This window comes from Streptomyces maremycinicus (genome assembly GCF_001184025.1).
In the GTDB taxonomy this organism is placed as follows: Bacteria; Actinomycetota; Actinomycetes; order Streptomycetales; family Streptomycetaceae; genus Streptomyces; species Streptomyces maremycinicus.
On the sequence record NZ_BBYG01000016.1, the window covers coordinates 301882 to 328196 of the forward strand.

19 protein-coding genes are annotated in these 26315 nt (G+C 69.9%); 8 read left to right on the forward strand and 11 right to left on the reverse strand.

Going from position 1 to position 26315, the window contains the following annotated elements; all coding sequences use genetic code 11:
• Positions 1 to 67 precede the first annotated feature (67 nt).
• On the reverse strand, positions 68 to 1579 hold the full coding sequence (gene dop, locus AOQ37_RS24640; RefSeq protein ID WP_374701539.1) for a depupylase/deamidase Dop: 1512 nt from the start codon (positions 1577 to 1579) through the stop codon (positions 68 to 70).
• Positions 1580 to 1812: 233 nt separating this feature from the next.
• Entirely contained in the window at positions 1813 to 3579 is a 1767-nt protein-coding gene (gene arc, locus AOQ37_RS24645) for a proteasome ATPase (protein WP_062646946.1), read from the reverse strand.
• Positions 3580 to 3822: 243 nt separating this feature from the next.
• Here arc and AOQ37_RS24650 point away from each other — a divergent pair, with 243 nt between their 5' ends.
• A complete protein-coding gene (locus AOQ37_RS24650; RefSeq protein WP_062646947.1) occupies positions 3823 to 4128 on the forward strand; it encodes a ferredoxin in 306 nt (101 codons plus the stop codon).
• Between the two features lie 71 nt (positions 4129 to 4199).
• On the opposite strand, the gene AOQ37_RS24655 is transcribed toward AOQ37_RS24650, so the two are convergent.
• From AOQ37_RS24655 to AOQ37_RS24665, 3 genes are all read right to left on the reverse strand, one after another.
• On the reverse strand, positions 4200 to 4775 hold the full coding sequence (locus AOQ37_RS24655) for a hypothetical protein (RefSeq protein ID WP_062646949.1): 576 nt from the start codon (positions 4773 to 4775) through the stop codon (positions 4200 to 4202).
• Positions 4776 to 5035: 260 nt separating this feature from the next.
• Positions 5036 to 5938: a tRNA (adenine-N1)-methyltransferase gene (locus AOQ37_RS24660; RefSeq protein WP_046261810.1), complete on the reverse strand. Its 903-nt coding sequence runs from the start codon at positions 5936 to 5938 to the stop codon at positions 5036 to 5038.
• Between the two features lie 52 nt (positions 5939 to 5990).
• A complete protein-coding gene (locus AOQ37_RS24665; protein WP_062646951.1) occupies positions 5991 to 7634 on the reverse strand; it encodes a site-2 protease family protein in 1644 nt (547 codons plus the stop codon).
• Between the two features lie 185 nt (positions 7635 to 7819).
• On the opposite strand from AOQ37_RS24665, the gene AOQ37_RS24670 reads away from it, so the two are divergent.
• Together AOQ37_RS24670 and AOQ37_RS24675 are read left to right on the forward strand one after the other, a co-directional pair.
• Positions 7820 to 8881, forward strand: coding sequence for a RecB family exonuclease (locus tag AOQ37_RS24670; RefSeq protein ID WP_062646952.1), 1062 nt, complete (start codon positions 7820 to 7822; stop codon positions 8879 to 8881).
• 14 nt (positions 8882 to 8895) lie between these two features.
• On the forward strand, positions 8896 to 9567 hold the full coding sequence (locus AOQ37_RS24675) for a response regulator (protein ID WP_020128315.1): 672 nt from the start codon (positions 8896 to 8898) through the stop codon (positions 9565 to 9567).
• Between the two features lie 98 nt (positions 9568 to 9665).
• On the opposite strand, the gene AOQ37_RS24680 is transcribed toward AOQ37_RS24675, so the two are convergent.
• The 4 genes from AOQ37_RS24680 to metH all read right to left on the reverse strand — a co-directional run bounded on the left by AOQ37_RS24680 (position 9666) and on the right by metH (position 17731).
• The gene (locus AOQ37_RS24680; RefSeq protein WP_062646954.1) at positions 9666 to 11249 is read right to left on the reverse strand and encodes an ABC transporter substrate-binding protein; all 1584 of its coding nucleotides are present in this window, start codon (positions 11247 to 11249) and stop codon (positions 9666 to 9668) included.
• Positions 11250 to 11314: 65 nt separating this feature from the next.
• Entirely contained in the window at positions 11315 to 12922 is a 1608-nt protein-coding gene (locus tag AOQ37_RS24685) for an ABC transporter substrate-binding protein (RefSeq protein WP_062646956.1), read from the reverse strand.
• Positions 12923 to 13401: 479 nt separating this feature from the next.
• Positions 13402 to 14100 (reverse strand): HAD family hydrolase, encoded by a 699-nt coding sequence (locus AOQ37_RS24690; RefSeq protein WP_062646958.1) that lies wholly within the window; start codon positions 14098 to 14100, stop codon positions 13402 to 13404.
• A 112-nt stretch (positions 14101 to 14212) separates the two neighbouring features.
• Positions 14213 to 17731: a methionine synthase gene (gene metH, locus AOQ37_RS24695; protein WP_062646960.1), complete on the reverse strand. Its 3519-nt coding sequence runs from the start codon at positions 17729 to 17731 to the stop codon at positions 14213 to 14215.
• 362 nt (positions 17732 to 18093) lie between these two features.
• Between metH and AOQ37_RS24700 the strand changes: the two genes are divergently transcribed.
• The 5 genes from AOQ37_RS24700 (at position 18094) to AOQ37_RS38120 (ending at position 24009) form a co-directional block, all read left to right on the forward strand.
• Entirely contained in the window at positions 18094 to 18858 is a 765-nt protein-coding gene (locus AOQ37_RS24700) for an IclR family transcriptional regulator (RefSeq protein WP_057602149.1), read from the forward strand.
• A 485-nt stretch (positions 18859 to 19343) separates the two neighbouring features.
• Entirely contained in the window at positions 19344 to 20138 is a 795-nt protein-coding gene (locus tag AOQ37_RS24705) for an MIP/aquaporin family protein (RefSeq protein ID WP_062646961.1), read from the forward strand.
• A gap of 74 nt (positions 20139 to 20212) precedes the next feature.
• Positions 20213 to 21751 (forward strand): glycerol kinase GlpK, encoded by a 1539-nt coding sequence (glpK, locus tag AOQ37_RS24710; RefSeq protein ID WP_062646963.1) that lies wholly within the window; start codon positions 20213 to 20215, stop codon positions 21749 to 21751.
• Positions 21752 to 21760: 9 nt separating this feature from the next.
• Positions 21761 to 23377, forward strand: a complete 1617-nt coding sequence (locus AOQ37_RS24715; protein ID WP_062646965.1) for a glycerol-3-phosphate dehydrogenase/oxidase — start codon at positions 21761 to 21763, stop codon at positions 23375 to 23377.
• Positions 23378 to 23841: 464 nt separating this feature from the next.
• Positions 23842 to 24009, forward strand: a complete 168-nt coding sequence (locus AOQ37_RS38120) for a hypothetical protein (protein ID WP_199825082.1) — start codon at positions 23842 to 23844, stop codon at positions 24007 to 24009.
• Positions 24010 to 24031: 22 nt separating this feature from the next.
• On the opposite strand, the gene mtnK is transcribed toward AOQ37_RS38120, so the two are convergent.
• Positions 24032 to 25219: an S-methyl-5-thioribose kinase gene (gene mtnK, locus AOQ37_RS24725; RefSeq protein WP_062646967.1), complete on the reverse strand. Its 1188-nt coding sequence runs from the start codon at positions 25217 to 25219 to the stop codon at positions 24032 to 24034.
• A gap of 14 nt (positions 25220 to 25233) precedes the next feature.
• Entirely contained in the window at positions 25234 to 26280 is a 1047-nt protein-coding gene (locus AOQ37_RS24730) for an ABC transporter permease (protein ID WP_062646968.1), read from the reverse strand.
• Positions 26281 to 26315: the final 35 nt, after the last annotated feature.

Sequence of the window (26315 nt, forward strand, 5' to 3'; positions counted from 1 at the left end):
GCCACCTCGATGATTCCCGGACGGGAGGGTTTCCACCCCGCCCGGGAGGTTGCGTCCCGGCGGCCGCTCAGCCGCCCGAGAGGACCTTGACCAGGTCTTCTGCCGTGCGACAGCGGTCCAGGAGCGCCTTGACGTGATTTCGCGTTCCGCGAAGAGGTTCGAGGGTTGGGACGCGCTGGAGCGAGTCCCGGCCCGGCAGATCGAAGATCACCGAGTCCCAGGAGGCGGCGGCGACGTCGTCGGCGTACTGCTCCAGGCAGCGGCCGCGGAAGTACGCGCGGGTGTCCTCCGGGGGCTTCGTGACGGCCCGCTCGACCTCGTGCTCGTCCAGCAGGCGCTTCATGCGGCCCCGGGCCGCGAGACGGTTGTAGAGGCCCTTGTCGGCCCGTACGTCGGCGTACTGGAGGTCGACGAGGTGGAGGCGCGCGGCGTCCCAGTCGAGGCTGTCACGGCGCCGGTAGCCCTCCATCAGCTCGCGCTTGGCGACCCAGTCCAGTTCGCCGGCGAGGCTCATGGGATCGTTCTCCAGGCGGTTCAGGGTGTCCTCCCAGCGGGCGAGGACGTCCTTCGTCTGGTCGTCGGCGTCCGAGCCGAAGCGCTCCTCGACGTATTTGCGCGACAGCTCGAAGTACTCCATCTGGAGCTGGACGGCGGTGAGCGTGCGGCCGCTGCGCAGGGTGACCAGGCGCTTCAGGGTCGGGTCGTGGGAGACCTGGTGCAGGGTGCGCACGGGCTGGTCGACCGCGAGGTCCACGGCGATGAAGCCGTCCTCGATCATCGACAGGACCAGGGCCGTGGTGCCGAGTTTCAGGTAGGTCGAGATCTCGGAGAGGTTCGCGTCGCCGATGATCACGTGGAGGCGGCGGTATTTCTCCGCGTCGGCGTGCGGCTCGTCGCGGGTGTTGATGATCGGGCGTTTGAGCGTGGTCTCCAGGCCGACCTCGACCTCGAAGTAGTCGGCGCGCTGGCTGAGCTGGAAGCCGTGCTCGTGGCCGTCCTGGCCGATGCCGACGCGGCCGGCGCCGGTGACGACCTGGCGCGAGACGAAGAAGGGCGTGAGGTGGCGCACGATGTCCGAGAAGGCGGTCTCCCGCTTCATCAGGTAGTTCTCGTGCGTGCCGTAGGAGGCGCCTTTGTTGTCGGTGTTGTTCTTGTAGAGGTGGATGGGCTGCGCGCCGGGCAGGGCCGCGGCGCGTTCGGCGGCCTCGGCCATGATCCGTTCGCCGGCCTTGTCCCAGAGGACGGCGTCGCGGGGGTTGGTGACCTCGGGGGCGCTGTATTCGGGGTGGGCGTGGTCGACGTAGAGGCGTGCGCCGTTGGTGAGGATGACGTTGGCGAGGCCGATGTCCTCGTCGGTGAGCTGGCTGGAGTCGGCGACCTCGCGGGCGAGGTCGAAGCCACGCGCGTCCCGCAGCGGGTTCTCCTCCTCGAAGTCCCAGCGGGCCCGGCGGGCCCTGTGCATCGCCGCCGCGTAGGCGTTGACGATCTGGGACGAGGTGAGCATGGCATTGGCGTTGGGGTGGCCGGGGACGGAGATGCCGTACTCCGTCTCGATGCCCATTACTCGCCGTACGGTCATGCGGCCCTCCTTGCCCGGCGGCACCCTCGGTCGTGGGCGCCGCTCAGATACCGGTGGTGCTCCGGCGCGTGTGCGGTGCCCGTCCCCGCACTGCGCGACCCGGCGGTACGGAAGAGCCTAGAACGCCTCCGCGCTGGTGGGGAGATCATTTGCGTCATTGCCTTGCTCCAGCCGTGGCCCGAAAAGCAGTCGGCTGCGGGTACCCGTGGTGGGCACCCGCAGCCGCCCTGTTCTTACAGGTACTGTCCGGTGTTCGCCACCGTGTCGATGGAGCGTCCGGTGTCGGCGCCCTGCTTTCCGGTGATGAGGGTACGGATGTAAACGATCCGTTCGCCCTTCTTTCCGGAGATCCGGGCCCAGTCGTCGGGGTTGGTGGTGTTGGGCAGGTCCTCGTTCTCCTTGAACTCGTCCACGCAGGCCTGGAGGAGGTGGGAGACGCGGAGGCCCTTCTGGTTGTGGTCGAGGAAGTCCTTGATGGCCATTTTCTTGGCGCGGCCGACGATGTTCTCGATCATCGCGCCGGAGTTGAAGTCCTTGAAGTAGAGGACTTCCTTGTCGCCGTTGGCGTAGGTGACTTCCAGGAAGCGGTTCTCCTCGGATTCGGCGTACATGTGTTCCACGGCCGTCTGGATCATGCTCTGGACGGTGGTGGTCCTGTCGCCGCCGTGTTCGCCGACGTCCTCGGAGTGCAGGGGGAGGCGTTCGGTGAGGTACTTCTGGAAGATGTCCTTGGCCGCTTCGGCGTCCGGGCGCTCGATCTTGATCTTCACGTCGAGGCGGCCGGGGCGCAGGATGGCGGGGTCGATCATGTCCTCGCGGTTGGAGGCGCCGATGACGACCACGTTCTGGAGGCCCTCGACGCCGTCGATCTCGGCGAGGAGCTGGGGAACGATGGTGTTCTCCACGTCCGAGCTCACGCCGGAGCCGCGGGTGCGGAAGAGGGATTCCATCTCGTCGAAGAAGACGATGACGGGGGTGCCCTCGGAGGCCTTCTCCCGTGCGCGCTGGAAGACGAGGCGGATCTGCCGCTCGGTCTCACCGACGTACTTGTTGAGGAGTTCGGGGCCCTTGATGTTGAGGAAGAAGCTCTTGCCGGTGGCCTGTCCGGTGACCTCGGCGACCTTTTTGGCCAGTGAGTTCGCGACGGCCTTGGCGATGAGCGTCTTGCCGCATCCGGGGGGCCCGTAGAGCAGGACGCCCTTGGGCGGGCGCAGCTCGTGCTCCTTGAAGAGGTCCGGGTAGAGGTACGGGAGCTCGACGGCGTCGCGGATCATCTCGATCTGTCCGCCGAGGCCGCCGATCTGCTCGTAGCCGATGTCGGGGACCTCTTCGAGGACGAGTTCCTCGACCTCGCTCTTGGGCACGACCTCGTAGACGTAGCCGGAGCGGGGTTCGAGCAGGAGGGCGTCGCCGGGGCGGATGACGACGTCGAGGAGTGGTTCGGCGAGCCGGACCACCCTTTCCTCGTCGGTGTGGCCCTGGACGAGGGCGCGTACGCCGTCCTCGAGGATCTCCTTGAGGGTGACGATGTCGCCGACGCTCTCGTACTCCATGGCCTCGACCACGTTGAGCGCTTCGTTGAGCATGACTTCCTGGCCGCGTCGGAGCTCTTCGAGCTCGACGCTGGGGCTGACGTTCACGCGGAGTTTGCGGCCTCCGGTGAAGATGTCGGCGGTGCCGTCCTCGTTCGCCGTGAGGAAGACACCGAAGCCGGCCGGCGGCTGTGCGAGCCGGTCGACTTCTTCCTTGAGGGCCACGATCTGGTCGCGGGCCTCACGGAGTGTGTTCGCGAGTCGCTCGTTCTGGGCGGACACGCCGGCCAGGTTTGTTTGCAGTTCGACGATCCGCTCTTCGAGAATCCTCGTGTGCCGCGGAGAGTCGGCGAGCTTGCGTCGCAGGACGGCGATCTCCTGCTCAAGGTAGGCAATCTGCCCGGACGGGTCGTCGGACCCTCGTCCCGGGCGGATGCCGCGGTTCATGTCGTCGTCGTGGGCTGCCACGGTCCTCACCTCCTCCAAGGGGAGCTGGACGCTTCCAGACCCTACCTGGGTGGGTGTCGATTGAAACCCCTAGATCACAAAGACTGTCGGGGTGTGTCCGATCTTCACCCTTGCGCTCTCCCTCACGCCAGGGGAATACCCACCGAACACGCTCCGGAAGCCGCCGAGGGTAGGGTCGAAGTGTTCAACACCCGTCAGAGCCTGCATGGTTCCCCGGCGGCTCGACAGTAAACGGCAGGAGATATGGGCGTGCAGCAGGAAGCCGGTGTCGGCGGCGAGGAGCTGGAGGTCTGGATCGACCAGGATCTCTGTACCGGCGACGGGATCTGCGCCCAGTACGCGCCCGAGGTGTTCGAGCTGGACATCGACGGTCTGGCGTACGTCAAGAGCGCCGACGACGAGCTGCTCCAGGCCAAGGGGGCCACGGTCCCGGTGCCGTTGCCGCTGTTGACGGACGTGGTGGATTCGGCGCGGGAGTGTCCGGGCGACTGTATTCATGTGCGACGCGTTTCGGACAGCGTCGAGGTGTACGGTCCGGACGCGGAGTGAGTTCCCGCGTGCGGACCGTGACGCCTGTCTGATTTCTCACAGTTCCGGTGGCCGGATCAGGGGCGGCCGGATCAGACGCTGTGGGCGCCCGCGGGTGTCGAGCGGACGAATCGGTCGTCCTTCCACTGCCACTTGGCGCTGTCCTTCACGTCGGGGCAGCAACTGGGTACGTCGGCGGTGGAGTAGCCGAGGAGTGTGGCGAGGACGGCTCTGTCGGTGACGGAGAGGCTCGTGACGGTGTTGCGGGCCTTGGGGTCGACGAGGGTGGCGACCACGCGCGCGTGGGTGCTGTCGGCGCCCTGGGTGAGGACGTAGACGGCGTCGGGCGGGGTTCCCATGGGGGCGTCGCAGTGGACCACGGCGACGGTTTCGGGGACGCCGTCGCCGTCGAGGTCGCCTTCGGCCTTCTTGACCACGAGGGCCTGCACGGGGCCGCATTCGAGGGGGAAGGCGACGTCGGTGGTGGCGGGGGCCGCGGCGGTGGCGGTGGGTTCGGCGTCGGGGCCCGCGGCCTGGGCGGCGGTGGCGGGTCCGGGCTGGAGGAGTGAGGAGAGGGCGACGACGCCGGCGAGGGCGGTGGCGGTCGCGACCCAGTGGATCGGCCTGGTGTGGGTGTGTGCCAGTTCCGGGAGGGCGGATTGCTGCACTGGCAGGGTCTCCTGTGGTGGCTGTGCCGGTGGGGCCGGTGGATTGGCCAGCATCGTGCCACACGTCACAGGGTGGGGGAACGGCGGGGTACGGGATATCGGACGCGGATACCGGAGGTCGGGCCGCCGGGCTTCGAGCGGCGTCGGCCGGTGCCGCGGGGTGGCCGGGGGCTGCAACGACAAGGCGCCGTGGCCGAGTTCCGGGTCGGTCCGGAACTCGGCCACGGCGCCTGTTCGTTGGGCGCTGTGCCGGTGCGGCGTCAGCGGCCGCTGCCTCCGTCGGCGTTGGGGCCGGTGTAGTCCTCGCCGTAGGCGCCCTTGGCGGGGCGGCGGCGGCGCATGGGCGGCTCGACGCCGTCGGCGAGGCGGCGGGCGGTGAGCAGGAAGCCGGTGTGGCCGATCATCCGGTGGTCCGGGCGGACGGCGAGGCCCTCCACGTGCCAGTTGCGGATCATCGATTCCCAGGAGGTGGGCTCGTTGAAGGAGCCGATCTCGCGGATGGACTCGACGGTGCGGGCGAGCTGGGTGGTGGTGGCCACGTAGCAGCACAGGATGCCGCCGGGGACGAGGGCCTTGGAGACGGCCTCGAGGCACTCCCAGGGGGCGAGCATGTCGAGGATGACGCGGTCGACGTCGGTGTCGGACAGGTTGTCCTGGAGGTCGCCGACGGTGAGCTGCCAGGCGGGGTGGGGGCCGCCGAAGTAGCGCTCCACGTTCTGCTGGGCGATCTCGGCGAAGTCCTCGCGGCGCTCGTAGCTGTGCAGCATGCCCTGGTCGCCGATGGCGCGCAGCAGGAAGCTGCTGAGCGAGCCGGAGCCGACGCCGGCTTCGACGACGCGGGCGCCGGGGAAGATGTCGGCGAAGGCGAGGATCTGCCCCGCGTCCTTCGGGTAGACGACGGCTGCCCCGCGGGGCATGGACAGGACGTAGTCGGGGAGCAGGGGGCGCAGCGCGAGGTAGGCGACGTTCCCGGTGGTGCGGACAACGCTGCCCTCGGGAGCACCGATCAGTTCGTCGTGCGGGAAGGAACCCTTGTGGGTGTGGAAGTTCTTCCCGGCCTCGAGCGTGAACGTGTAGTGGCGGCCCTTGGGGTCGGTCAGCTGAACCTGGTCCCCGACCTTGAAGGGCCCGCGCCTGCGGGCGGCACCGGTCGGTTCGGACATGTGAACAGCCTACCGGGGTTTGCCGTGGCCGCCGACCACGGGGACGGCGGGGCTAGGAGGGCCTGGCCATGGCCTTGACGAAGGCGCGCTCGACGTCGGCCGCGGACAGGACTCCGAAGATCTCGCCGGTCTCCTCGACCACGAGGTATTCGGTGGCGGGGGTGGCGCGCAGGACGTCGAGGAGGTCCTCGCCCGCCAGCTCGGCGGAGACCCGCATGCCGTCGGTGAGGTCCTGGGCGAGCCCGCTGACGGCGACCCAGGGGCGGCGGTGTTCGGGGACGCCGACGATGGCGGCCTCGCGGACGAGGGAGAGCGGTTCGCCGTGGGCGTCGACGACGACGAGGGCGCGGGCGCCGGCGTCGTTGGCGCGGCGCAGGGCCTCGGAGAGGGGGGTGTGGGTCTCGACGGGGACGGCGCGCCGGGTGAGGGTGCGGGCGCGGAGTTCGGGGAGGTGTTCGCGCAGGCGGGCCATGCGCAGGCTGTTGCCCGCGCCGGTCCAGATGATCGCGGCGAGGATGGCCGCGAGGAGGGCGTCGGTGACGGTGTCCATGCCGACGCTGTCCTCGGCGCTGGAGCCGAGGGCGCCGGACTGGGTGAGCAGGGGCAGGCCGACGAGGACGGAGACGGCGAGGGCGCGGCCGACCCAGGCGGCGGCGATGGTGCCGTTCATGGGCTTGCCGGTGAGCTTCCAGACGACGGCGCGGAGCATGCGGCCGCCGTCGAGCGGGAGGCCGGGCAGCAGGTTGAAGATCGCCACGATGAGGTTGGAGATCATCAGTCCGGCCAGCAGGACGCCCGGGACGGTGCCGGGTTCCACGGGCTGCATGGCGAGGTAGAAGAGGCCGGCGAGGACGAGGGAGAGCAGCGGGCCGACGAAGGCGAGCCAGAACTCCCGGCCGGGGGTCTCGGCCTCCTTCTCGATCTCGGAGACGCCGCCGAAGAACTGGAGCTGGATGCGGCGGACCGGGAGTTTGAAGCGGAGGGCCGCGATGGTGTGCGCGAGTTCGTGGATGAGCACGGAGGCGTAGAAGGCGACCGCGAAGAAGAGGGAGACGAGGTAGCGCAGGGCGCCGAGTTCGGGGAGGACGCGGTCGAGCTGGTTGCCGAAGACCCAGGTGATGAGCGCGGCGACGAGGAACCAGCTGGGTGCGACATAGACGGGGACGCCGAAGGGGCGGCCCATGAGGAGGCCGCCGCGCGGCTGCTCCGGGGGGCGCTGGGGCGGGGGGCCCTTGGGCAGGATCGGTGCGGGCGCGGGGGTGGAGGCGGGAGCGGCGGCGGGAGCCGCGGGCTGCCCGGCGCCGGCCCCGGTGCCGGGTTCCGCGCCGGGCTCGGTGCCGGGCTCGGCGTTGCCGGGCGCCGCGCCCGTCTCGGTGCCGGGCTCGGCGTTGCCGGGCGTGGGCTCGCTCTTGCCGTGCCCGTGCGCGTCGGCCGTGCGGGGGTCGTCACCGTGGGCCGGGGGCTCCTGGGGAGCGTGCCCGTCGTCGGCGGGTGCGGCCGCGGCGGGCGCGGCTTCGGTCGGCGCCGGTGGCTCGGAGGTGGCCGGCGCGGGGTGCGTGTCGGGCGTGGCCGGGCCGGGGGTGCCGGGGTCCGGGGTCTGCGCGAGGTCGGTGGCCGGGGTCGCAGGTGTCGCGGGCTGCTCGGCCGACTGTTCGCTGTCCGGCCGCGGCCGCCCGGTCCCGCCGCTTTCCACCACGGTGTCCCCTCGTCGAAGCGTCTCCCGCTCGTGCAGGGCGGGAGGGTCTCGGACCGATGGTATGCGGCGGTCGTGACGTGTTCCGCCCCGGCACCCCCCGTGTTTCCCCGGTCGTCGCGGTGTCCGGGACGGGGCGGGGTGCGCGGGCTGGGTGACTGTCGGTGGTGGGCCGTAAGGTCTGGGGCATGGAGAGCAGCAGCGAGGACGTCGTCCGGGTGGACGGCGGCGGTGGCGCGGGGGATCCGGCGCGTCCGGAGACGGGGACCCCGGAGGCGGTCGTCGTGGGGACGGTCGTCGCGGAGACTGATGCCCCGGGGGCGGCCGTCGCGGAGGCCGTCGTGGCGGGGGCTGCCGCCCCGGAGGGGGTGGCGAAGGCCGTCACCGCCAAGGCGCCCGCCTCGCTCTCCCCCTCGCGGGCCGGTGACTTCATGCAGTGCCCGCTGCTGTACCGGTTCCGGGTGATCGACCGGCTGCCGGAGAAGCCCAGCCCGGCGGCCACGAAGGGCACCTTGGTGCACGCGGTCCTCGAGCGGCTGTTCGACGCTCCGGCGGCGGAGCGGACTGCTCCGCGGGCCAAGTCGCTGATCCCGGGTCAGTGGGACCGGCTGCGGGAGGCCCGGCCGGAGGTCGTGGAGCTGTTCGCCGACGATCCGGAGGGCGAGCGGCTGGCCGGCTGGCTGGTGGAGGCGGAGCGGCTGGTCGAGCGCTGGTTCACGCTGGAGGACCCGACGCGGCTGGAGCCCGCCGAGCGGGAGTTGTTCGTCGAGGCGGAGCTGGATTCGGGGCTGCGGCTGCGCGGGATCATCGACCGGGTCGATGTCGCGCCCACCGGCGAGGTGCGGATCGTCGACTACAAGACGGGCAAGGCGCCCCGGCCGGAGTACGCCGAGGGCGCGCTGTTCCAGATGAAGTTCTACGCCCTGGTCGTGTGGCGGCTGAAGAACGTCGTCCCCCGGCGGCTTCAGCTGGTGTACCTGGGCAGTGGTGACGTGCTGACGTACGACCCGGTCCTGGCCGATCTGGAGCGCGTCGAGCGCAAGTTGCTGGCGCTGTGGGAAGCCATCCGGCTGGCGACGGAGACGGGTGAGTGGCGGCCCCGGCCGACGAAGCTGTGCGGCTGGTGCGACCACCAGGCGCACTGCCCGGAGTTCGGCGGCACTCCCCCGCCGTATCCGCTTCCTGTGACGCTGCCGGTGAGGGCAGCGGAATCCGGGGGCGGGGCGCAGGGCAGAATGGGGCCGGGCTAAAGAAGGAGACATACGTGGCCATCCGCGTCCTACTGGTCGATGACCAGCCGCTGCTGCGTACCGGCTTCCGGATGATCCTGGAGGCCGAGCAGGACCTCGCGGTCGTCGGCGAGGCCGGGGACGGCCTCCAGGCTCTCGACCAGGTGCGGGCGCTTCAGCCCGATGTGGTGCTCATGGACATCCGCATGCCGCGGATGGACGGGGTGGAGGCGACCCGCCAGATCACCGGTCCTGGGCGGGACGGGCCGGCCAAGGTGCTGGTCCTGACCACCTTCGACCTCGACGAGTACGTGGTGGAAGCGCTGCGGGCCGGGGCGAGCGGGTTCCTGCTGAAGGACGCGCCCGCCAATGAACTGGTCCAGGCGATCCGGGTGGTGGCCTCGGGTGAGGCGATGCTGGCGCCGAGCATCACGCGTCGGCTGCTCGACAAGTACGCCACGCATCTGCCTTCCGGCGACGAGCCGGTGCCGGACACGCTGCACACGCTCACCGACCGTGAGGTGGAGGTGCTGAAGCTGGTCGCGCGGGGGCTGTCGAACGCCGAGATCGCCGCCGACCTCTTCGTCAGCGAGACCACCGTGAAGACGCATGTGGGTCATGTGCTGAACAAGCTCGGGTTGCGCGACCGGGTGCAGGCCGCGGTGTACGCGTACGAGAGCGGTCTGGTGCGTCCCGGCGCGCAGTAGCAGCAGGTGCAGCAACAGCGGTAACGGGCGGACAGTCGTACGCGGGAAGGCGCTCCCCATGGCCGGGGGGCGCCTTCTCGCGTGTGGCTGCCGGGTCGTCAGCTCTTGCTGAGTTCCCAGAAGCGGAAGACCGTGGAGGCGTCCAGGCAGCTCTCCAGGCCGTAGACGTTCTCGCCGGCGACCGCGTACTGCTTGGCCTGCCACAGGGGCAGGACGGGCACCCGCTCGGCGACGATGTCCTGGAGTTCGGCGTAGTCCGCGTCGGTGGCGGTGCGGTCCCTCTGCGCGGCGGTGCGCGGGACGAGGGTCCCGGTGATGGTGCTGTCGGCGAAGTTGTTGTTCAGCACGTTGCCCTTGCCGAAGAAGGGCGAGGTGAAGTTGTCGGCGTCCGGGTAGTCGGGGACCCAGCCCTTGACGTAGACGCCGTACTTGCCGGCGGCGATGTCCTTCTCGTACCGGCCGTAGGCGACGGACCTGACGTCGGCGTCGAACAGGCCGCTGGCGTTCAGCTGGGCGGCGATGGCCTTCAGTTCCTGGTCGGTGGCCGGGCCGTAGCGGCTCGGGGTGGACCAGAGGGTGAGCTTCACCTTGTCGGTGATGTCCTCTTCGGCGAGGGCGGCGGCGGCCGCGGCGCGGGAGGGGCGGGCGCCGTAGCGGTCGAAGAAGGCGGTGTTGTGGCCCGCGACACCGGCCGGGACGATCGAGTAGAGGGGGTCGGCGGTGCCCTCGTAGACGTCCTTGATCAGGGCTTCGCGGTCGATGAGATGGGCGATGGCGCGGCGGACGCCGAGCTTTCCGGCGACCGGGTCGTCCATGTTGAAGACGAGGTGCTGGACCTCGGCGCTGCTGCCCTCGACGACCTCGGCGCCGCCGTCGGCGGTGCTCCGCTGGATGTCGGAGATGTCGGCGGCGGTCAGGCCCCGGTAGGCGATGTCGATCTCGTGCGCGAGGAGGGCCTGTTCGAGGTCCTTCTGGTCGCCGCCGAAGAACTTCAGGGTGACGCCGGTGTTCTGGGCGGTGTCGGCGCTGCCCCGGTAGGTGTCGTTGACGGAGAAGACGGCTTCGTCGTCGCCGAAGGAGTCCAGCTTGTAGGGGCCGGAGCCGACGGCCGCGCCGTCCTCGCGCAGGCCGTCGGCGTCGTACTCCGCGTGGTCGACGATGGAGCCGGCGCCCGAGGCGATCTTGCTGGGGAAGGTGGCGTCGGGGACCTTGAGGCGGAAGACGACCGTCCTGGCGTCGGGTGTCTCGACCTTGTCGAGCATGGGGAACATGATGGCCGGGCCGGCGGCGTCGTCGATCCTCAGCATGCGGTCGAAGGAGAACTTGACGTCCTCGGAGGTGAGCGCGTCGCCGTTGCTGAACTTCAGGCCGTCCTTCAGGGTGCAGCGGTAGACCTGGGTCCGCGTGTCGGTGAAGGAGCACTCGCGGGCGGCGTCCGGTTCGGGTTCCGTGCCGCCCTCGGGGAAGCTCAGCAGTGACTGGAAGACGTTGTTGAACAACAGCCAGGAGCCCGGGTCGTAGCCGGAGGCGGGGTCGGTGGCGAGGACGTCGTCGGACATCCCGAGGACCACCGAGGAGGAGTCGGACGCGGAGCCCCCGCTCTGGGTGCCGCAGCCGGTCAACAGGCCGGTGGCCAGTCCCGCCACGATCGGCAGGACTGGCCACGGGTTACGCATGTTCACGAAAAGCCTTTGTCGTTGTTTCTGTGCACACCGGGGCCGCTGTCCCGGGCCCCGGAGGGGGTGTGTCAGTTGCTCACGCCGTGGCCGAGCTCCCACAGCTGAAGCGTCGCGGAGGAGTTCAGCACGTAGGCGGTGCCGGTGACGTCGTTGTTCGCGGCCACGTACTGCTTGCCCTGCCACAGCGGCAGGACCGGGACGTCGCGGGCGACGATGTCCTGGATCTCGGTCAGGTTCTTGGCGGCGCTGAGGCGGTCGGCCTCGCGGCGGGAGGCCGGGATCAGGTCGTCGATGATCTTCGCGTTGGAGTACGGGGACTTGAGGAAGTTGTCCTTGTCGAGGAACGGGGCGACGAAGTTGTCGGCGTCGGGGAAGTCGGGGAACCAGCCCATGCCGTAGACCGCGTACTCGCCCTTGCGCTCGGCGGGGACGAAGGCGTCCCAGGCGGTGCCCTTGATGCTGACGTCGAACAGGCCGCTGTCGTTGAGCTGCTTCTGGAGCACCTCGAACTCCTGCTTGGTGGCCGGGCCGTAGTGGTCGGTCGTGTAGTTCAGCGTCAGCTTCACCGGGGTGGTGATGTCCGAGTCCTCCAACAGCGCCTTGGCCTTGGCGACGCTCGGGTCGCCGTAGGTGTTGAAGAACGAGTTGGAGTGCGCGGTGAGCGTGGCCGGGACCAGCGAGTAGAGGGGCTCGGCCTGGGAGCCGTACACCTCGGAGACGAGCTCGCTGCGGTTGATGATCTGGGCCATCGCCTGGCGCACGGCCTTGGACTTGACCGCCGGGTCGGTGGTGTCGAAGGCCAGGTAGCGGATCTCGAGGCCGTTCAGTTCGACGAGGCTGGTGTCGCTGGTCGCGGAGGCCTCGGAGAGCTTCTTGATCTGCTCCGGCGACATGGAGCGGGTCATCAGGTCGATGTCGCCCTTTTCGAGGGCGGTGCCCATGTCGTCGGCGTTGTCGTACGAGACCATGTCGACCTGGTCGTTGTTCACCGTCAGAGTCCCCTTGTAGTTGGGGTTCTTGGTGAACACGGCCTTGGTCATCTCGTCGCCGTCGGTCTCGGCCTTGAGGGTGTAGGGGCCCGAGCCGTCGATCGAGAAGCCGTCGCGCAGCTTGTCCTTCTCGTAGTCGTCGGGGTTGACGATGCCGGCGACCGGAGTCGACAACTTGAAGGGGAAAGTGGCGTCGGCGGTCTTGAGGTGGAAGATGACTTCGTTGTCACCCTGCGTCTCGATGGTGTCGATCGTGGACAGCAGGGCGAAGACGCCGGAGTCGGCCTTGATGGCGCGGGCGCGCTCGATGGAGAACTTGACGTCCTCGGCGGTGACCGCGTCGCCGTTCGCGAACTTGAGGCCGCTGCGCAGCTTGCAGGCGTAGCGCTCGTTGCCGGTGTCGGTGAAGCCGCAGCTCTGGGCCGCCTCGGGGACGGGCTCGCCCTCACCCTTGGGCTGGATCATCAGGGTCTGCACGGTCTGGCGCAGGATGTTCCAGGTGCCGACGTCGTAGGAGTACGCCGGGTCGAGGGGGGCCGGGGCGTCCTTGGTGACGGTGAACCGGTCGGTGGTGCCCATGACGATGGTGTCCCCACTGCCGCTACCACCGTCGGACCCGCCGCAGGCGGCGAGTACGGGCGCGAGCAGACTGACCACGGCCGGCAGCACCAAAGTCTTGCGGTTCATGCTCGAGTTTCTCCAGAGCTGTCGAGTCCGTGTACCCGGCATGCAGGGGTGTCGCGGCGGATCACGGGGGTTGGGGCGAGGTTCTCGCGATGAGATTAGTCCGCACCGGCACGAGGGTTCGCAATCACCGGAGTTGAAACTCCATCACGCTGTGAAACCGGTTGTGGACGCACTGAACAGCCGTCACCGGAAGGATTCGTACAGCCGCCCATCAATCGGGACACAAAGACACGTCGACGGGCCCTGCGCCCTGGCGTCATGCACACGGAGAGTCAACTGTCGACCCCCGGACAGGTGGGGAACGTCACACGCCGTACAGGGTTCGGGTGGGGTGGAATTCGGCCGCCGCCGGGAGCGTGCCGAAGATCGGAATTCCACCGCGCGCACACCCGCCGAATTCCCGGCTATCGGCGGTGCACGCTGGGTGAACGCCTATCGCATTTCCGTCATCGGCCGATCACCGATGATCGTGGTGCCGATCATCGGAGCGGCACGAGGTCGCGCAGGAACGCCAGGTCGACCTGTTCGAGCGACGGAACGACGGTGCGTCCGCGGGACGGCGCGATCGGTGCCACGGAGGGCACCGCGACGACGTGACAGCCCGCCGCCTCGGCCGAGGCGACGCCGGTCGCGGTGTCCTCGATGACGGCGCACCGGGTGGGGTCCACGCCGAGGCCGGCGGCCGCGAGCAGATAGGGGTCGGGGTAGGGCTTGGTCCGCTGCACCTCGTCACCGGCCACGCTGAGGCGGAAGTTCTCGGCGCCGAGCGAGGCGATGACGCGGTCGATGATGCGCCGGTGGGAGGCGGAGACGAGGGCCGTGGGCACCTGGTGCTCGGCCAGCTCGGCGAGCAGCCGGGCGGCACCCGGCATCAGGGGCAGGGCGCGGGTGATGCGGTCCTCGAACCCCTCGTTGAGCAGGACGGTGAGTGCGGCGAGGTCGATGTCCGCCCCGGTCGCCTCGATCAGGAACCCGGCGCTGCGGCTCATCGGGCCGCCGACCACGACATGGCGCCACGAGTCGTCGAGGGTGTGGCCCAGGCCGGCGAAGATCTCGACCTCGACGTCCCACCAGAAGCCCTCGGTGTCCACCAGGGTGCCGTCCATGTCGAGCAGCACGGCCTCCAGGGCGGAGCCCTCGGCCGTACGGGTTACTGGCGCGGGAACCGTACTGGTCATCCACATACCTCCTTGAGGGACGAGCAGGCCGGTTCCCGCTGGGGGAACCGGCCTTCAGTGGACCGACAAGTGTACGACTTGTCCGATCAGTGTGCTCGGTGGCGCGCCCGTGTCACCGTGCGTTGAAGTACTTGGCCTCGGGGTGGTGGATCACGATGGCGTCCGTGGACTGCTCGGGGTGGAGCTGGAACTCCTCCGAGAGGTGGACGCCGATCCGCTCGGGCCGGAGCATCTCGGCGATCTTGGCGCGGTCCTCCAGGTCGGGGCAGGCGCCGTAGCCGAGGGAGAAGCGGGCGCCCCGGTACTTCAGGGCGAACATGTCCTCGACGTCGGCCGGGTCCTCGCCGGCGAAGCCGAGTTCGGCGCGCACGCGGGCGTGCCAGTACTCGGCGAGGGCTTCGGCGAGCTGGACGGACAGGCCGTGCAGTTCGAGGTAGTCGCGGTAGGAGTTCGACTCGAAGAGCCTCGCGGTCTCCTCGCCGATGCGGGAGCCGACGGTGACGATCTGGAAGCCGACGACGTCCGTCTCCCCCGACTCCTCCGGGCGGAAGAAGTCGGCCAGGCACAGGCGGCGGCCGCGGCTCTGGCGGGGGAAGGTGAAGCGGGTGCGCTCGTTGCCCTGCTCGTCCAGGATGATCAGGTCGTCGTCCTTGGACACACAGGGGAAGTAGCCGTAGACGACGGCCGCCTCGAGGAGGTTGTCGGTCTGGAGCTTGTCCAGCAGGCCGCGCAGGCGGGGCCTGCCCTCGGTCTCGACGAGTTCCTCGTAGGTCGGTCCGTCGCCGGTGCGGGCCTGCTTCAGGCCCCACTGGCCCTTGAAGAGGGCGCCTTCGTCGAGCCAGGAGGCGTACTCCTTGAGCTGGATGCCCTTGATGACGCGGGTGCCCTCGAACGGCGGCTTCGGGACCGGGTTGTCGGTGGCGACGTCGGAGCGGACGTGGCCCTCCTGCGGGCGCTCCTCGGTCTCGACGACGGTGGTGCTCGGGCGGACCCGGCGTTGCTTCAGCTCCGGCAGCACGGCCCCCGGCACTCCGCGCTTGACGCCGATCAGGGCGTCCATCAGGCGCAGGCCCTCGAAGGCGTCCCGGGCGTAGCGGACCTCGCCCTGGTAGATCTCGTGCAGGTCCTGTTCGACGTAGGCCCTGGTCAGGGCGGCGCCGCCGAGGATGACGGGGTAGTCGGCGGCCATCTTGCGCTGGTTGAGCTCCTCCAGGTTCTCCTTCATGATCACCGTGGACTTGACCAGCAGGCCGGACATGCCGATGACGTCGGCGCGGTGTTCCTGGGCGGCTTCGAGGATCGCGGAGACCGGCTGCTTGATGCCGAGGTTGACGACGTTGTAGCCGTTGTTGGACAGGATGATGTCGACGAGGTTCTTGCCGATGTCGTGGACGTCGCCGCGCACGGTGGCCAGCACGATGGTGCCCTTGCCCTCGTCGTCCGACTTCTCCATGTGCGGTTCGAGGTAGGCGACCGCGGTCTTCATGACCTCGGCGGACTGGAGCACGAACGGCAGCTGCATCTGGCCGGAACCGAACAGTTCGCCGACGACCTTCATGCCGTCCAGGAGCGTGTCGTTGACGATGTCGAGGGCGGGGCGGGTCTCGAGGGCCTCGGCGAGGTCGGCGTCCAGGCCGTTCTTCTCGCCGTCGATGATCCGGCGCTTGAGGCGCTCGTCCAGCGGCAGGGCGGCCAGTTCCTCGGCCTTGCCGGCCTTGAGGGACTTGGTGGTGGCGCCCTCGAACAGCGCCATCAGCTTCTGGAGGGGGTCGTAGCCCTCGGCGCGGCGGTCGTGGATCAGGTCGAGGGCGGTCTGCACCTCCTCCTCGCTGAACCGGGCGATGGGCAGGATCTTCGACGCGTGGACGATCGCCGAGTCCAGGCCCGCCTTGACGCACTCGTCGAGGAAGACCGAGTTGAGCAGGATGCGCGCGGCCGGGTTCAGGCCGAAGGAGATGTTCGACAGGCCGAGGGTGGTCTGTACGTCGGGGCGGCGGCGCTTGAGTTCGCGGATCGCCTCGATGGTGGCGATGCCGTCCTTGCGGGACTCCTCCTGGCCGGTGCAGATGGTGAAGGTCAGGGTGTCGATGAGGATGTCCGACTCCTGGATGCCCCAGTTCGTCGTCAGGTCGTCGATGAGCCGCTCGGCGATGGCGACCTTCGTCTCGACGGTCCGGGCCTGGCCCTCCTCGTCGATGGTCAGCGCGATCAGCGCGGCGCCGTGCTCCCGGGCCAGCGCGGTGACCTTGGCGAAGCGGGACTCGGGGCCGTCGCCGTCCTCGTAGTTCACGGAGTTGATGACCGCACGGCCGCCCAGCCGCTCCAGGCCCGCCCGGATGACCGGGACCTCGGTCGAGTCCAGGACGATCGGCAGTGTGGATGCGGTGGCGAAGCGGCCGGCCAGTTCGTCCATGTCGGCGACGCCGTCGCGGCCGACGTAGTCGACGCAGAGGTCGAGCATGTGCGCGCCCTCGCGGATCTGGTCGCGGGCCATCTCCACACAGTCGTCCCAGCGGCCGTCCAGCATGGCCTCGCGGAACTTCTTGGAGCCGTTGGCGTTCGTGCGCTCACCGATCGCCATGTACGCGGTGTCCTGGCGGAACGGCACGGTCTGGTACAGCGAGGCGGCGCCGGGCTCGGGCCGCGGGTGCCGTTCGGTGGGCGAGGTCCCCCGGACCCGCTCCACGAGCTGCCGCAGGTGTTCGGGCGTCGTACCGCAGCAGCCGCCGACCAGGTTCAGCCCGTAGTCGGTCACGAAGGTCTCCTGGGCGTCGGCCAGACCTTCGGCGTCGAGCGGGAAGTGGGCGCCGTCCTTGGTGAGGATCGGCAGACCGGCGTTGGGCATGCACAGCAGCGGGGTGCGGGAGTGGCGGGCCAGGTAGCGCAGGTGCTCGCTCATCTCGGCCGGGCCCGTCGAGCAGTTCAAGCCGATCATGTCGATGCCGAGGGGCTCGAGCGCGGTCAGGGCCGCGCCGATCTCGGAGCCGAGCAGCATGGTGCCGGTCGTCTCGAACGCCATCGAGACCAGCAGGGGCACCTCGACGCCGGTGGCCTCCATGGCGCGCCGGGCGCCGAGGATCGACGACTTCGTCTGGAGCAGGTCCTGCGTGGTCTCCACGATCAGGGCGTCGGCGCCGCCGGCCAGCAGGCCCTCGGCGTTGGCCTGGAATCCGTCGCGCAGGGTGCCGTAGGCGATGTGGCCGAGGGTGGGCAGCTTGGTGCCGGGGCCGATCGAGCCCAGTACCCAGCGGGTGCGTCCGTCGCGGGCGGCGAAGGCGTCGGCGGTCTCCCGGGCGATACGGGCGCCCGCCTCGGACAGTTCGAACACGCGCTCGGCGATGTCGTACTCGGCCATGGCCGAGTGGTTTGCTCCGAACGTGTTGGTCTCCACGCAGTCCACGCCCGCGTCGAAGTACTCCTCGTGCACCGAACGGACGATGTCCGGCCGGGTGATGTTGAGGATCTCGTTGCAGCCCTCGAGGTTCTCGAAGTCCTCGAGGGTGGGCTCCTGGGCCTGGAGCATGGTGCCCATGGCTCCGTCGGCCACCACCACACGGGTGGCCAGGGCCTCTCGGAGCGCGGACACACGGGTCCGGCTGTCGGCGGAAGGGGTCGGCGGCACAGAGGCCATGAAAGGGCTCCCTCAGATGCGACGGCTGTCGGCTTTGCGTCACCTCAGGATGCGGGCAGGAAGGCTTCCCGAGACGAGCGCACGCCGTCAGGGTAGCCGGGACGGAGGCCTTATGGTCAGGGGCGTCCACGGGACGGACGGGCGTGGCGGCCTTTCACAGGGCCGTCACGAGCCGGGCTGGAGCGGGGCACGAGCGGAACACGAGCAGGCGAAGGCCGCGTCGCTCCGTGGAGACGAACGGCGTAACACGTATCGACCGAACATTAGCGAGAGGTCGACATGGACCGGTAGTGTTCGACATTGCCGAACGACGGCAGTTGATGCCGTGCGTGGACGGTCCAGGGGACGGAGGCAGGACGGCGATGGCACGGAACATCCAGTCGGTCGAACGTGCGGCCGCGATGCTGCGGCTGCTCGCCGGCGGCGAGCGGCGCCTGGGCCTGTCGGACATCGCCTCGTCCACAGGTCTGGCCAAGGCCACCGCCCACGGCATCCTGCGCACCCTCCAGCAGGAGGGCTTCGTCGAGCAGGACGACGCCTCCGGGCGGTACCAGCTGGGCGCGGAGCTGCTGCGCCTGGGCACCACCTACCTGGACGTGCACGAGCTGCGCGCACGCGCCCTGGTGTGGACGGACGACCTGGCCCGGTCCAGCGGCGAGAGCGTGCACCTGGGGGTGCTGCACCAGCAGGGCGTGCTGATCGTGCACCACGTCTTCCGGCCCGACGACAGCCGGCAGGTGCTGGAGATCGGGGCCATGCAGCCGCTGCACTCCACGGCCCTGGGCAAGGTGCTGTCGGCGTACGACCCGGTCGCGCACAGCGAGGTCCTGGAGGCCGAGCGCAAGCCGTTCACGGACCGCACGGTGTGTGAGACGGAGGCTTTCGAGCGGGTCCTCGACCTGACCCGCGCGCGCGGGTACGCGGCCGACGTCGAGGAGACCTGGGAGGGCGTCGCCTCCATCGCCGCCCCCATCCACGACCGGCGGCGCATGCCGGTGGGCGCGGTCGGCATCACCGGCGCGGTGGAGCGACTGGGACGGGACGGCGAGGTGCGTCCGGAGCTGATCGCCGCGGTACGGGACTGCGCCCGCGCGGTCTCGCGCGATCTGGGCGCCGGGCGCTTCTGAGCGACCCGCGGCCCGGCCCCTCGCGCGGCCCGGCCCGGCGGCCCGCCGCGCGACCGCAGTCGCCGCCCCTGCCGCTCCCCCTGCCGCTCCCCCTGCCCCTGCCCCTGCCGCTCCCCCTGCCCCTGCCCCTGCCGCCGGGAAACACCTGAGAGCAGGCCGGAACGTCCGTGACGTTCCGGCCTTCGTCGATGCCCGGATACCGCCCCGAAGTGGTCAAAAAGGGCGAGAGCGTGCGCACCGTGGCGAAGATCGATAACTCATGGCGATCAATAACGATCGCACTTTCGATAACAACACTCTTGACGCACACGTAACGCCGGAGCAAGACTCCCGTCCATCGGTCGACATTGTCGAACACCTAACGGCAATACGCGCTAGAGTGTGACAACGCCAAAGGCCGGCATCGCTCTCACCCCCGAGGGCGCTCGAACCCCCGGCGGGACCCGGGGTTCGGCTTCCCTGGACGAAGGACAAAGGAGTCGCGGGTGTCCAGCTCCGACATCTTCATCGGCGAGACCATCGGTACCGCCATACTCATCCTGCTCGGCGGTGGCGTCTGCGCCGCCGTCACGCTGAAGGCCTCCAAGGCCCGTAACGCCGGCTGGCTCGCCATCACCTTCGGGTGGGGTTTCGCCGTTCTGACGGCTGTCTACACCTCGGCGCCCCTGTCGGGCGCCCATCTCAACCCTGCGGTCACCCTCGCGCTCGCCATCAAGGACGACGACTGGAGCAACGTCCCGGTCTACTGGGCCGGGCAGCTGCTCGGTGCCGCGATCGGCGCCGCTCTGGTCTGGATCGCCTACTACGGCCAGTTCCACGCGCACCTCACCGACAAGGAGATCGTCGGCGAGCCGGAGGCGGAGGCCGCGAAGGCCAAGTCGGTCGAGGCGCGGGAACCGGCCGCCGGCCCGGTCCTGGGCGTCTTCTCCACCGGCCCCGAGGTCCGGGTCGTCTGGCAGAACCTCGCCACGGAGATCATCGGCACCATCGTGCTCGTCCTCGCCGTGCTCACGCAGGGCCTGAACGACAAGGGCAACGGCCTCGGCAACCTGGGCGCACTGATCACCGCGCTGGTGGTCGTCTCGATCGGTCTGTCCCTCGGCGGCCCGACCGGTTACGCGATCAACCCGGCCCGTGACCTCGGTCCGCGCATCGTGCACGCCCTCCTGCCCCTGCCCAACAAGGGCGGCTCCGACTGGAGCTACGCCTGGATCCCGGTGGTCGGTCCGCTGATCGGCGGCGCGATCGCTGCGGGTATCTACAACGTCGCTTTTGCTTAAGAGCACCAGCCGCACCGCGTAGTAAGCAGCGCCGTACAGACAGCCCCCTCACCACGGAAACCCAGGAGTACACCGTGACCGACGCGCACACCGCCGGCCCCTTCATCGCCGCCATCGACCAGGGCACCACCTCCTCGCGCTGCATCGTGTTCGACCGGGACGGCCGCATCGTCTCCGTCGACCAGAAGGAGCACGAGCAGATCTTCCCCAAGCCGGGCTGGGTGGAGCACAACGCCACCGAGATCTGGACCAATGTCGAGGAGGTCGTCGCCTCCGCCGTCGCGAAGGCCGGCATCACCCGCGACGACATCAAGGCCATCGGCATCACCAACCAGCGTGAGACCACGCTGCTGTGGGACAAGAACACCGGTGAGCCCGTCCACAACGCCATCGTCTGGCAGGACACCCGCACCGACGCGCTCTGCAAGGAACTCGGCCGCAACGTCGGCCAGGACCGCTTCCGCCGCGAGACCGGCCTGCCGCTGGCCTCGTACTTCGCCGGCCCCAAGGCCCGCTGGCTGCTCGACAACGTCGAGGGCCTGCGGGAGCGCGCCGAGGCCGGCGACATCCTCTTCGGCACCATGGACAGCTGGGTCATCTGGAACCTGACGGGCGGTGTGAACGGCGGCCGGCACGTCACCGACGTCACCAACGCCTCCCGCACCATGCTGATGAACCTGCACACCATGGAGTGGGACGAGAAGATCGCCGAGTCCATCGGCGTCCCGCTCGCGATGCTCCCGGAGATCCGCTCCTCCGCCGAGGTGTACGGCGAGATCACCGGCGGCAAGCTGGGCGACCTGCTCGGCGGCATCCCGGTCGCCTCCGCGCTCGGCGACCAGCAGGCGGCCCTGTTCGGCCAGACCTGTTTCGCGGAGGGCGAGGCCAAGTCCACCTACGGCACCGGCACCTTCCTGCTGATGAACACCGGTGAGAAGCCGGTCAACTCCTACAACGGCCTGCTCACCACGGTCGGTTACCGCATCGGCGACCAGAAGGCGGTCTACGCCCTCGAAGGGTCGATCGCCGTCACCGGTTCGCTGGTGCAGTGGATGCGCGACCAGATGGGCCTGATCTCCACCGCCGCCGAGATCGAGACCCTCGCGCTCTCGGTCGAGGACAACGGCGGCGCCTACTTCGTGCCGGCCTTCTCCGGTCTGTTCGCCCCGTACTGGCGCTCCGACGCCCGCGGTGTGATCGCCGGCCTCACCCGGTACGTCACCAAGGCGCACCTCGCGCGCGCCGTCCTGGAGGCCACGGCCTGGCAGACCCGTGAGATCACCGACGCCATGACGAAGGACTCCGGCGTCGAACTCGCGGCGATCAAGGTCGACGGCGGCATGACCTCCAACAACCTGCTGATGCAGACGCTCTCGGACTTCGTGGACGCCCCCGTGGTGCGCCCGATGGTCGCCGAGACCACCTGCCTCGGCGCCGCCTACGCCGCCGGCCTCGCCGTCGGTTTCTGGACCAGCACCGACGATCTGCGCGCCAACTGGCGCCGGGCCGCCGAGTGGACCCCCCGCATGGACGCGGAGACCCGCGACCGTGAGTACAAGAGCTGGCTCAAGGCCGTCGAGCGGACCATGGGCTGGCTCGAGGACGAGGAGTAAGAACCCCACATGACCAGTCAGACCACCCTGAAGTCCGTGCCTGCCCTGGGGACGCACCCGGCGTCCGGCTCGAACCCGAGCCGCGCCGAGACCCGGGAGCAGCTCTCCAAGGCGTCGTTCGACCTTCTCGTCATCGGCGGCGGCATCCTGGGCATCTCCACCGCCTGGCACGCCGCGCAGTCCGGGCTCAGGGTGGCTCTGGTCGACGCCGGTGACTTCGCCGGCGCCACCTCCTCCGCCTCCTCCAAGCTCCTCCACGGCGGTCTGCGCTACCTCCAGACCGGCGCGGTGAAGCTGGTGGCGGAGAACCACTTCGAGCGCCGTGCGGTCTCCCGTCAGGTGGCTCCCCACCTGGCGAACCCGCTCACGTTCTACCTCCCCGTGTACAAGGGCGGGCCGCACGGCGCGGCGAAGCTCGGGGCGGGCGTCTTCGCCTACTCCGCGCTGTCGGCGTTCGGCGACGGCGTCGGTCACCTCCTGTCCCCGGCCAAGGCCGCGCAGGACGTGCCGGAGCTGCGCACCGACAACCTCAAGGCCGTCGCGGTGTACGGCGACGACCAGATGAACGACGCGCGCATGGCGCTGATGACGGTCCGCGCGGCCGTCGAGGCGGGCGCCGTCGTCCTCAACCACGCCGAGGTCTCGGGGCTGCGCTTCACCAGGGGCCGGGTCACGGGCGCCGAGCTGCGCGACCGGATCTCCGGTGACGAGTTCGGGGTGAGCGCCCGGCTGGTGCTCAACGCGACCGGTCCGTGGGTCGACCACCTGCGCAGGATGGAGGACCCGAACGCGGCCCCGTCCATCCGGCTGTCCAAGGGCGCCCACCTGGTCCTGAAGCGCACCGCGCCCTGGAAGGCCGCGCTCGCGACCCCGATCGACAAGTACCGCATCACCTTCGCCCTCCCCTGGGAGGACATGCTGCTGCTCGGCACCACCGACGAGGAGTTCGAGGGCGACCCGGCGGACGTCGCGGTCACCGAGAAGGACACCGCCCAGATACTCGACGAGGCCGCGTTCTCCATCCGCGACCAGCAGCTGGACCGGGACCTGATCACGTACGCCTTCGCGGGTCTGCGGGTGCTGCCGGGCGGTCCCGGCGACACGGCGAAGGCCAAGCGCGAGACGGTGGTGACCGAGGGCAGGGGCGGCATGCTGTCCGTCGCCGGCGGGAAGTGGACGACCTTCCGGCACATCGGCCGTACGGTCATGCAGAAGCTGGAGGCGCTGCCCGGCCATCCGCTGGGCGACGACTTCGAGCCGATCTCCTCGCTGCCGAAGAAGCTGCCGCTGCCCGGCGTCGCCAACCCGCGTGCGGTCGCCCACCGACTGCTGGTCGACAACCCGGCGCCCGGCCCCCGTATGGCGGCCGACACCGCCAGGCACCTGGCCACCCACTACGGCTCGCTGGCCTTCGACATCGCACGGCTGGCCAACGAGGACCCCGAGCTGGGCCGGCGCGTCCACCCGGACGCTCCCGAGATCTGGGCGCAGGTCGTCTACGCCCGCGACAACGAGTGGGCGGAGACGGCGGACGACGTGCTGCGCCGCCGTACGACGCTGACGATCCGCGGTCTCGCCACGGACGACGTGCGCGCGGGGGTGCAGGACCTGCTCGACAAGAAGTAGGTCCGGGTCACCCGTGACAGGACCCTTCGGAAGATCCTCCGCCGGCCCGCCGCCCTGACCGGGGCCGGTGTCGGGGACGGCCCCTCCGTACCGGGGCCGGAACAGGAAGGGGCGGCTCCACCCCTATGGAGCCGCCCCTTCCGCATGCCCGCGGACGGCCCGTCCGCGGTGGGCGGGTATGCCGTCCACGCATGCCGACGGCCCTTGCTCGCACCGCGCCATGTGCTGCCACACGCTCCCCGATCACCTCCGCGCGCTTCTCCGTACGTATGACGAACAGCGCGTTCCCCGCCGCTCCACCCGGCTACAACGGGTCACTTCGGCACGGTCACACAGCGGCGGAGCGCGGCCGGGGGCGGTCATATGCGGAGTGGATGGCACACGGCCCAGGTCCGGCCACGGCTGGACGTTTCACCGTTTCCCGGGCGTGGCCGGCGCTGACGGGGCGGATGCCGTGGCGGCTGATGACGTTCCTCGACGACGCCCATCGCCGGGGTGTGCTGCGGCAGTCGGGGGCCTACTACGAGTTCCGGCATGTGCGGCTGCTGGCGCATCTCGCGCGGGACGGCCCTGCCCGGGTGGGGCGCCCGCGCGCCCCGCTGTCGATGCCGGGCGCCTCCATGGACGTGTGAGCCCTGGACGGCGCCCGGTTCCCTACGCGGGGCCGCCCCGGCCGGGCGACTCCACGCGTGCGCGTACCGCGTGGGCGTCCGTCAGTTCCTCGCGGCGCACGATCAGTTCGCGTCCGAGGAGCAGTGCGCGCCGGGACGCCGGTACCGGGTCCGGGAGGGTCGTCAGGTCGGTCAGGTGGGCGAAGCCGATGATGCGGCGGACGATCTCCGTGCCCGCGTAGCCGATGGAGTCGGTCCACACGCGGCGCAGGAAGCGGTCGAGATAGGCGTCGTCGAAGAAGGTGTCGACACGGGTCGGCCACAGCCGGCGGAACTCGGCCTCGAACGCCTCCCAGGACAGACGGAGCTGGTCGGCGTGGTCGGACAGCGTGCCCAGGGCGCGCGCCCGTTCCTCGGAGACCAGCACGTTCGCCCAGTACAGGCCGAGGTCGTAGCCGACGGGGCCGACGAAGGAGAACTCGGGGTCGAAGACCCGCACGACCGGGGTGCCCGCCCGCCTGCCGACCATCACGCTGCCGGTGTGCAGATCGCCGTGGAGAAGTGCCTGGGCGCTGGTCATGAAGGTGTGGCGGAGGTCGGCGACCTCGGTGCGCAGCCGGGTGTCGGCGCGGAAGGCGGTGGCCAGGTCGTCGAGGCCGGGGTGCCAGTGGTTGTGCTCGTGCTCGACATACGGCTCGGACAGCACGACGTCCTCGGTGATCTTGCACAGCTCCGGGCTGACGGAGGCCGCGATCAGTGCCTTGCGTTCGGCGGACGGCATGCCGAAGTCGCTGGTGGCGAAGGCGAACTGGGCGACGAACTCGCCGATGCGCGCCGAGGTGTGCGGGCCGTAGGCCGCGCCCTCGTTGAGCAGGGTGCGCAGCACCTCGAGGTCGGACATGTCCTCCATGACGAGGGCGTAGTTCTCGGGGTCGTAGCCGTGGACCACCGGGATCTTGTCGGGGGCGACCCCGGCGAGCTGCTGGTAGGCGCGTGCCTCGGCGTCGGCGCGGTCGGGGTTCATCGGCCAGGAGGGGCCGGCGACGCGGACCCAGGGCAGGGCCTGCTTGACGGCGAGGCTGCGGGTGCCGTCGGCGGAGGAGGCCAGGAACACCCGGTTCATGTTGCCGTCCGACACCTCCCGGACCCGGATGTCGGCGGGGTCCTCCCAGTGGCCCCGCTCGCGCAGGTAGGCGGGGATGTCGTCGGTCTCCAGGATGCGGTAGCCCATGGTCGTGAACTCCCTTATGCGGTGCGGCGCTTGGACAGGGTGAAGCTGAAGACCAGGGCGAGGATCAGTACCGCGCCCTCGACGACGTCCTGCGTGTAGTACGGCAGCCCCTTGATGGTCAGGCCGGTGGTGATGATGCCGATGAGCACCGCGCCCAGCGCCGTGCCCCACACGTTCGGACGGCCGCGGCCCAGGACGGAGGTGCCGACGAGGGCCACCGCCACCGCCTCCAGCAGCTGGGAGGTGCCGGCCGACACATCGCCCTGGCCGATCCTGGACGCCAGGATGAGCCCGCCCACCGAGGCGAGGACGCCGGAGATGACGTAGGCCAGGGCGCGGTAGGCGCCGACCCGGATGCCGGCCAGCCGAGAGGCCTCGGGGTTGGCGCCGATGGCGTACAGGACGCGGCCCCAGCGGGTGCGGGCGAGGAAGACCCAGGCGGCGATCGTCAGCCCACCGAAGATCAGTACGGAGACCGGGACGCCGAGGACCGTGCCCCGGTCGATCTTCAGGAAGCCGTCGGTGAACTTGCCCGGCGCGGTCGATCCGTCGGACATCGTCATGCCCGGAGTGATCGACTGGCCGTCGACGAGGATCAGCTTGCTGCCCTGGATGACGAACATCGTGCCGAGGGTGGCGAGCATGTCGGGGATCTTCAGTACGACGATCAGCAGGGCGTTGAGCAGTCCGGCGACCGCGCCCGCCACCAGGACCGCGAGGATCGCGACCGTGCCGACCTGGTTGTGGACGACCATCGTCTGGGCGGCGACGGAGACGCCGAGACCGGCGACGGCACCGACGGACATGTCCATTCCGCCGACGGCCATGGTGAGAGTGACGCCGAGACCGAGGATCGCGGCGACGGAGACGTACCGCAGGGTGTCGAGCAGGGTGGCCGACTCACGGAAGGAGCCCTCGCTCAGCGCGAAGTACAGGAACAGCGCGACCGTCACGAAGATGAAGCCGTACTTGATCACGGCGTTCTGGACGCGCACCGCGGTGGACGTGGCCGGCCCGATCGCCGCCTTGGTGGGGACCTCGGTGCTCTGGGTGGTGGTCATGAGGGTGCTTCCGCTTCCTGGGCCTTCGTGGGGGC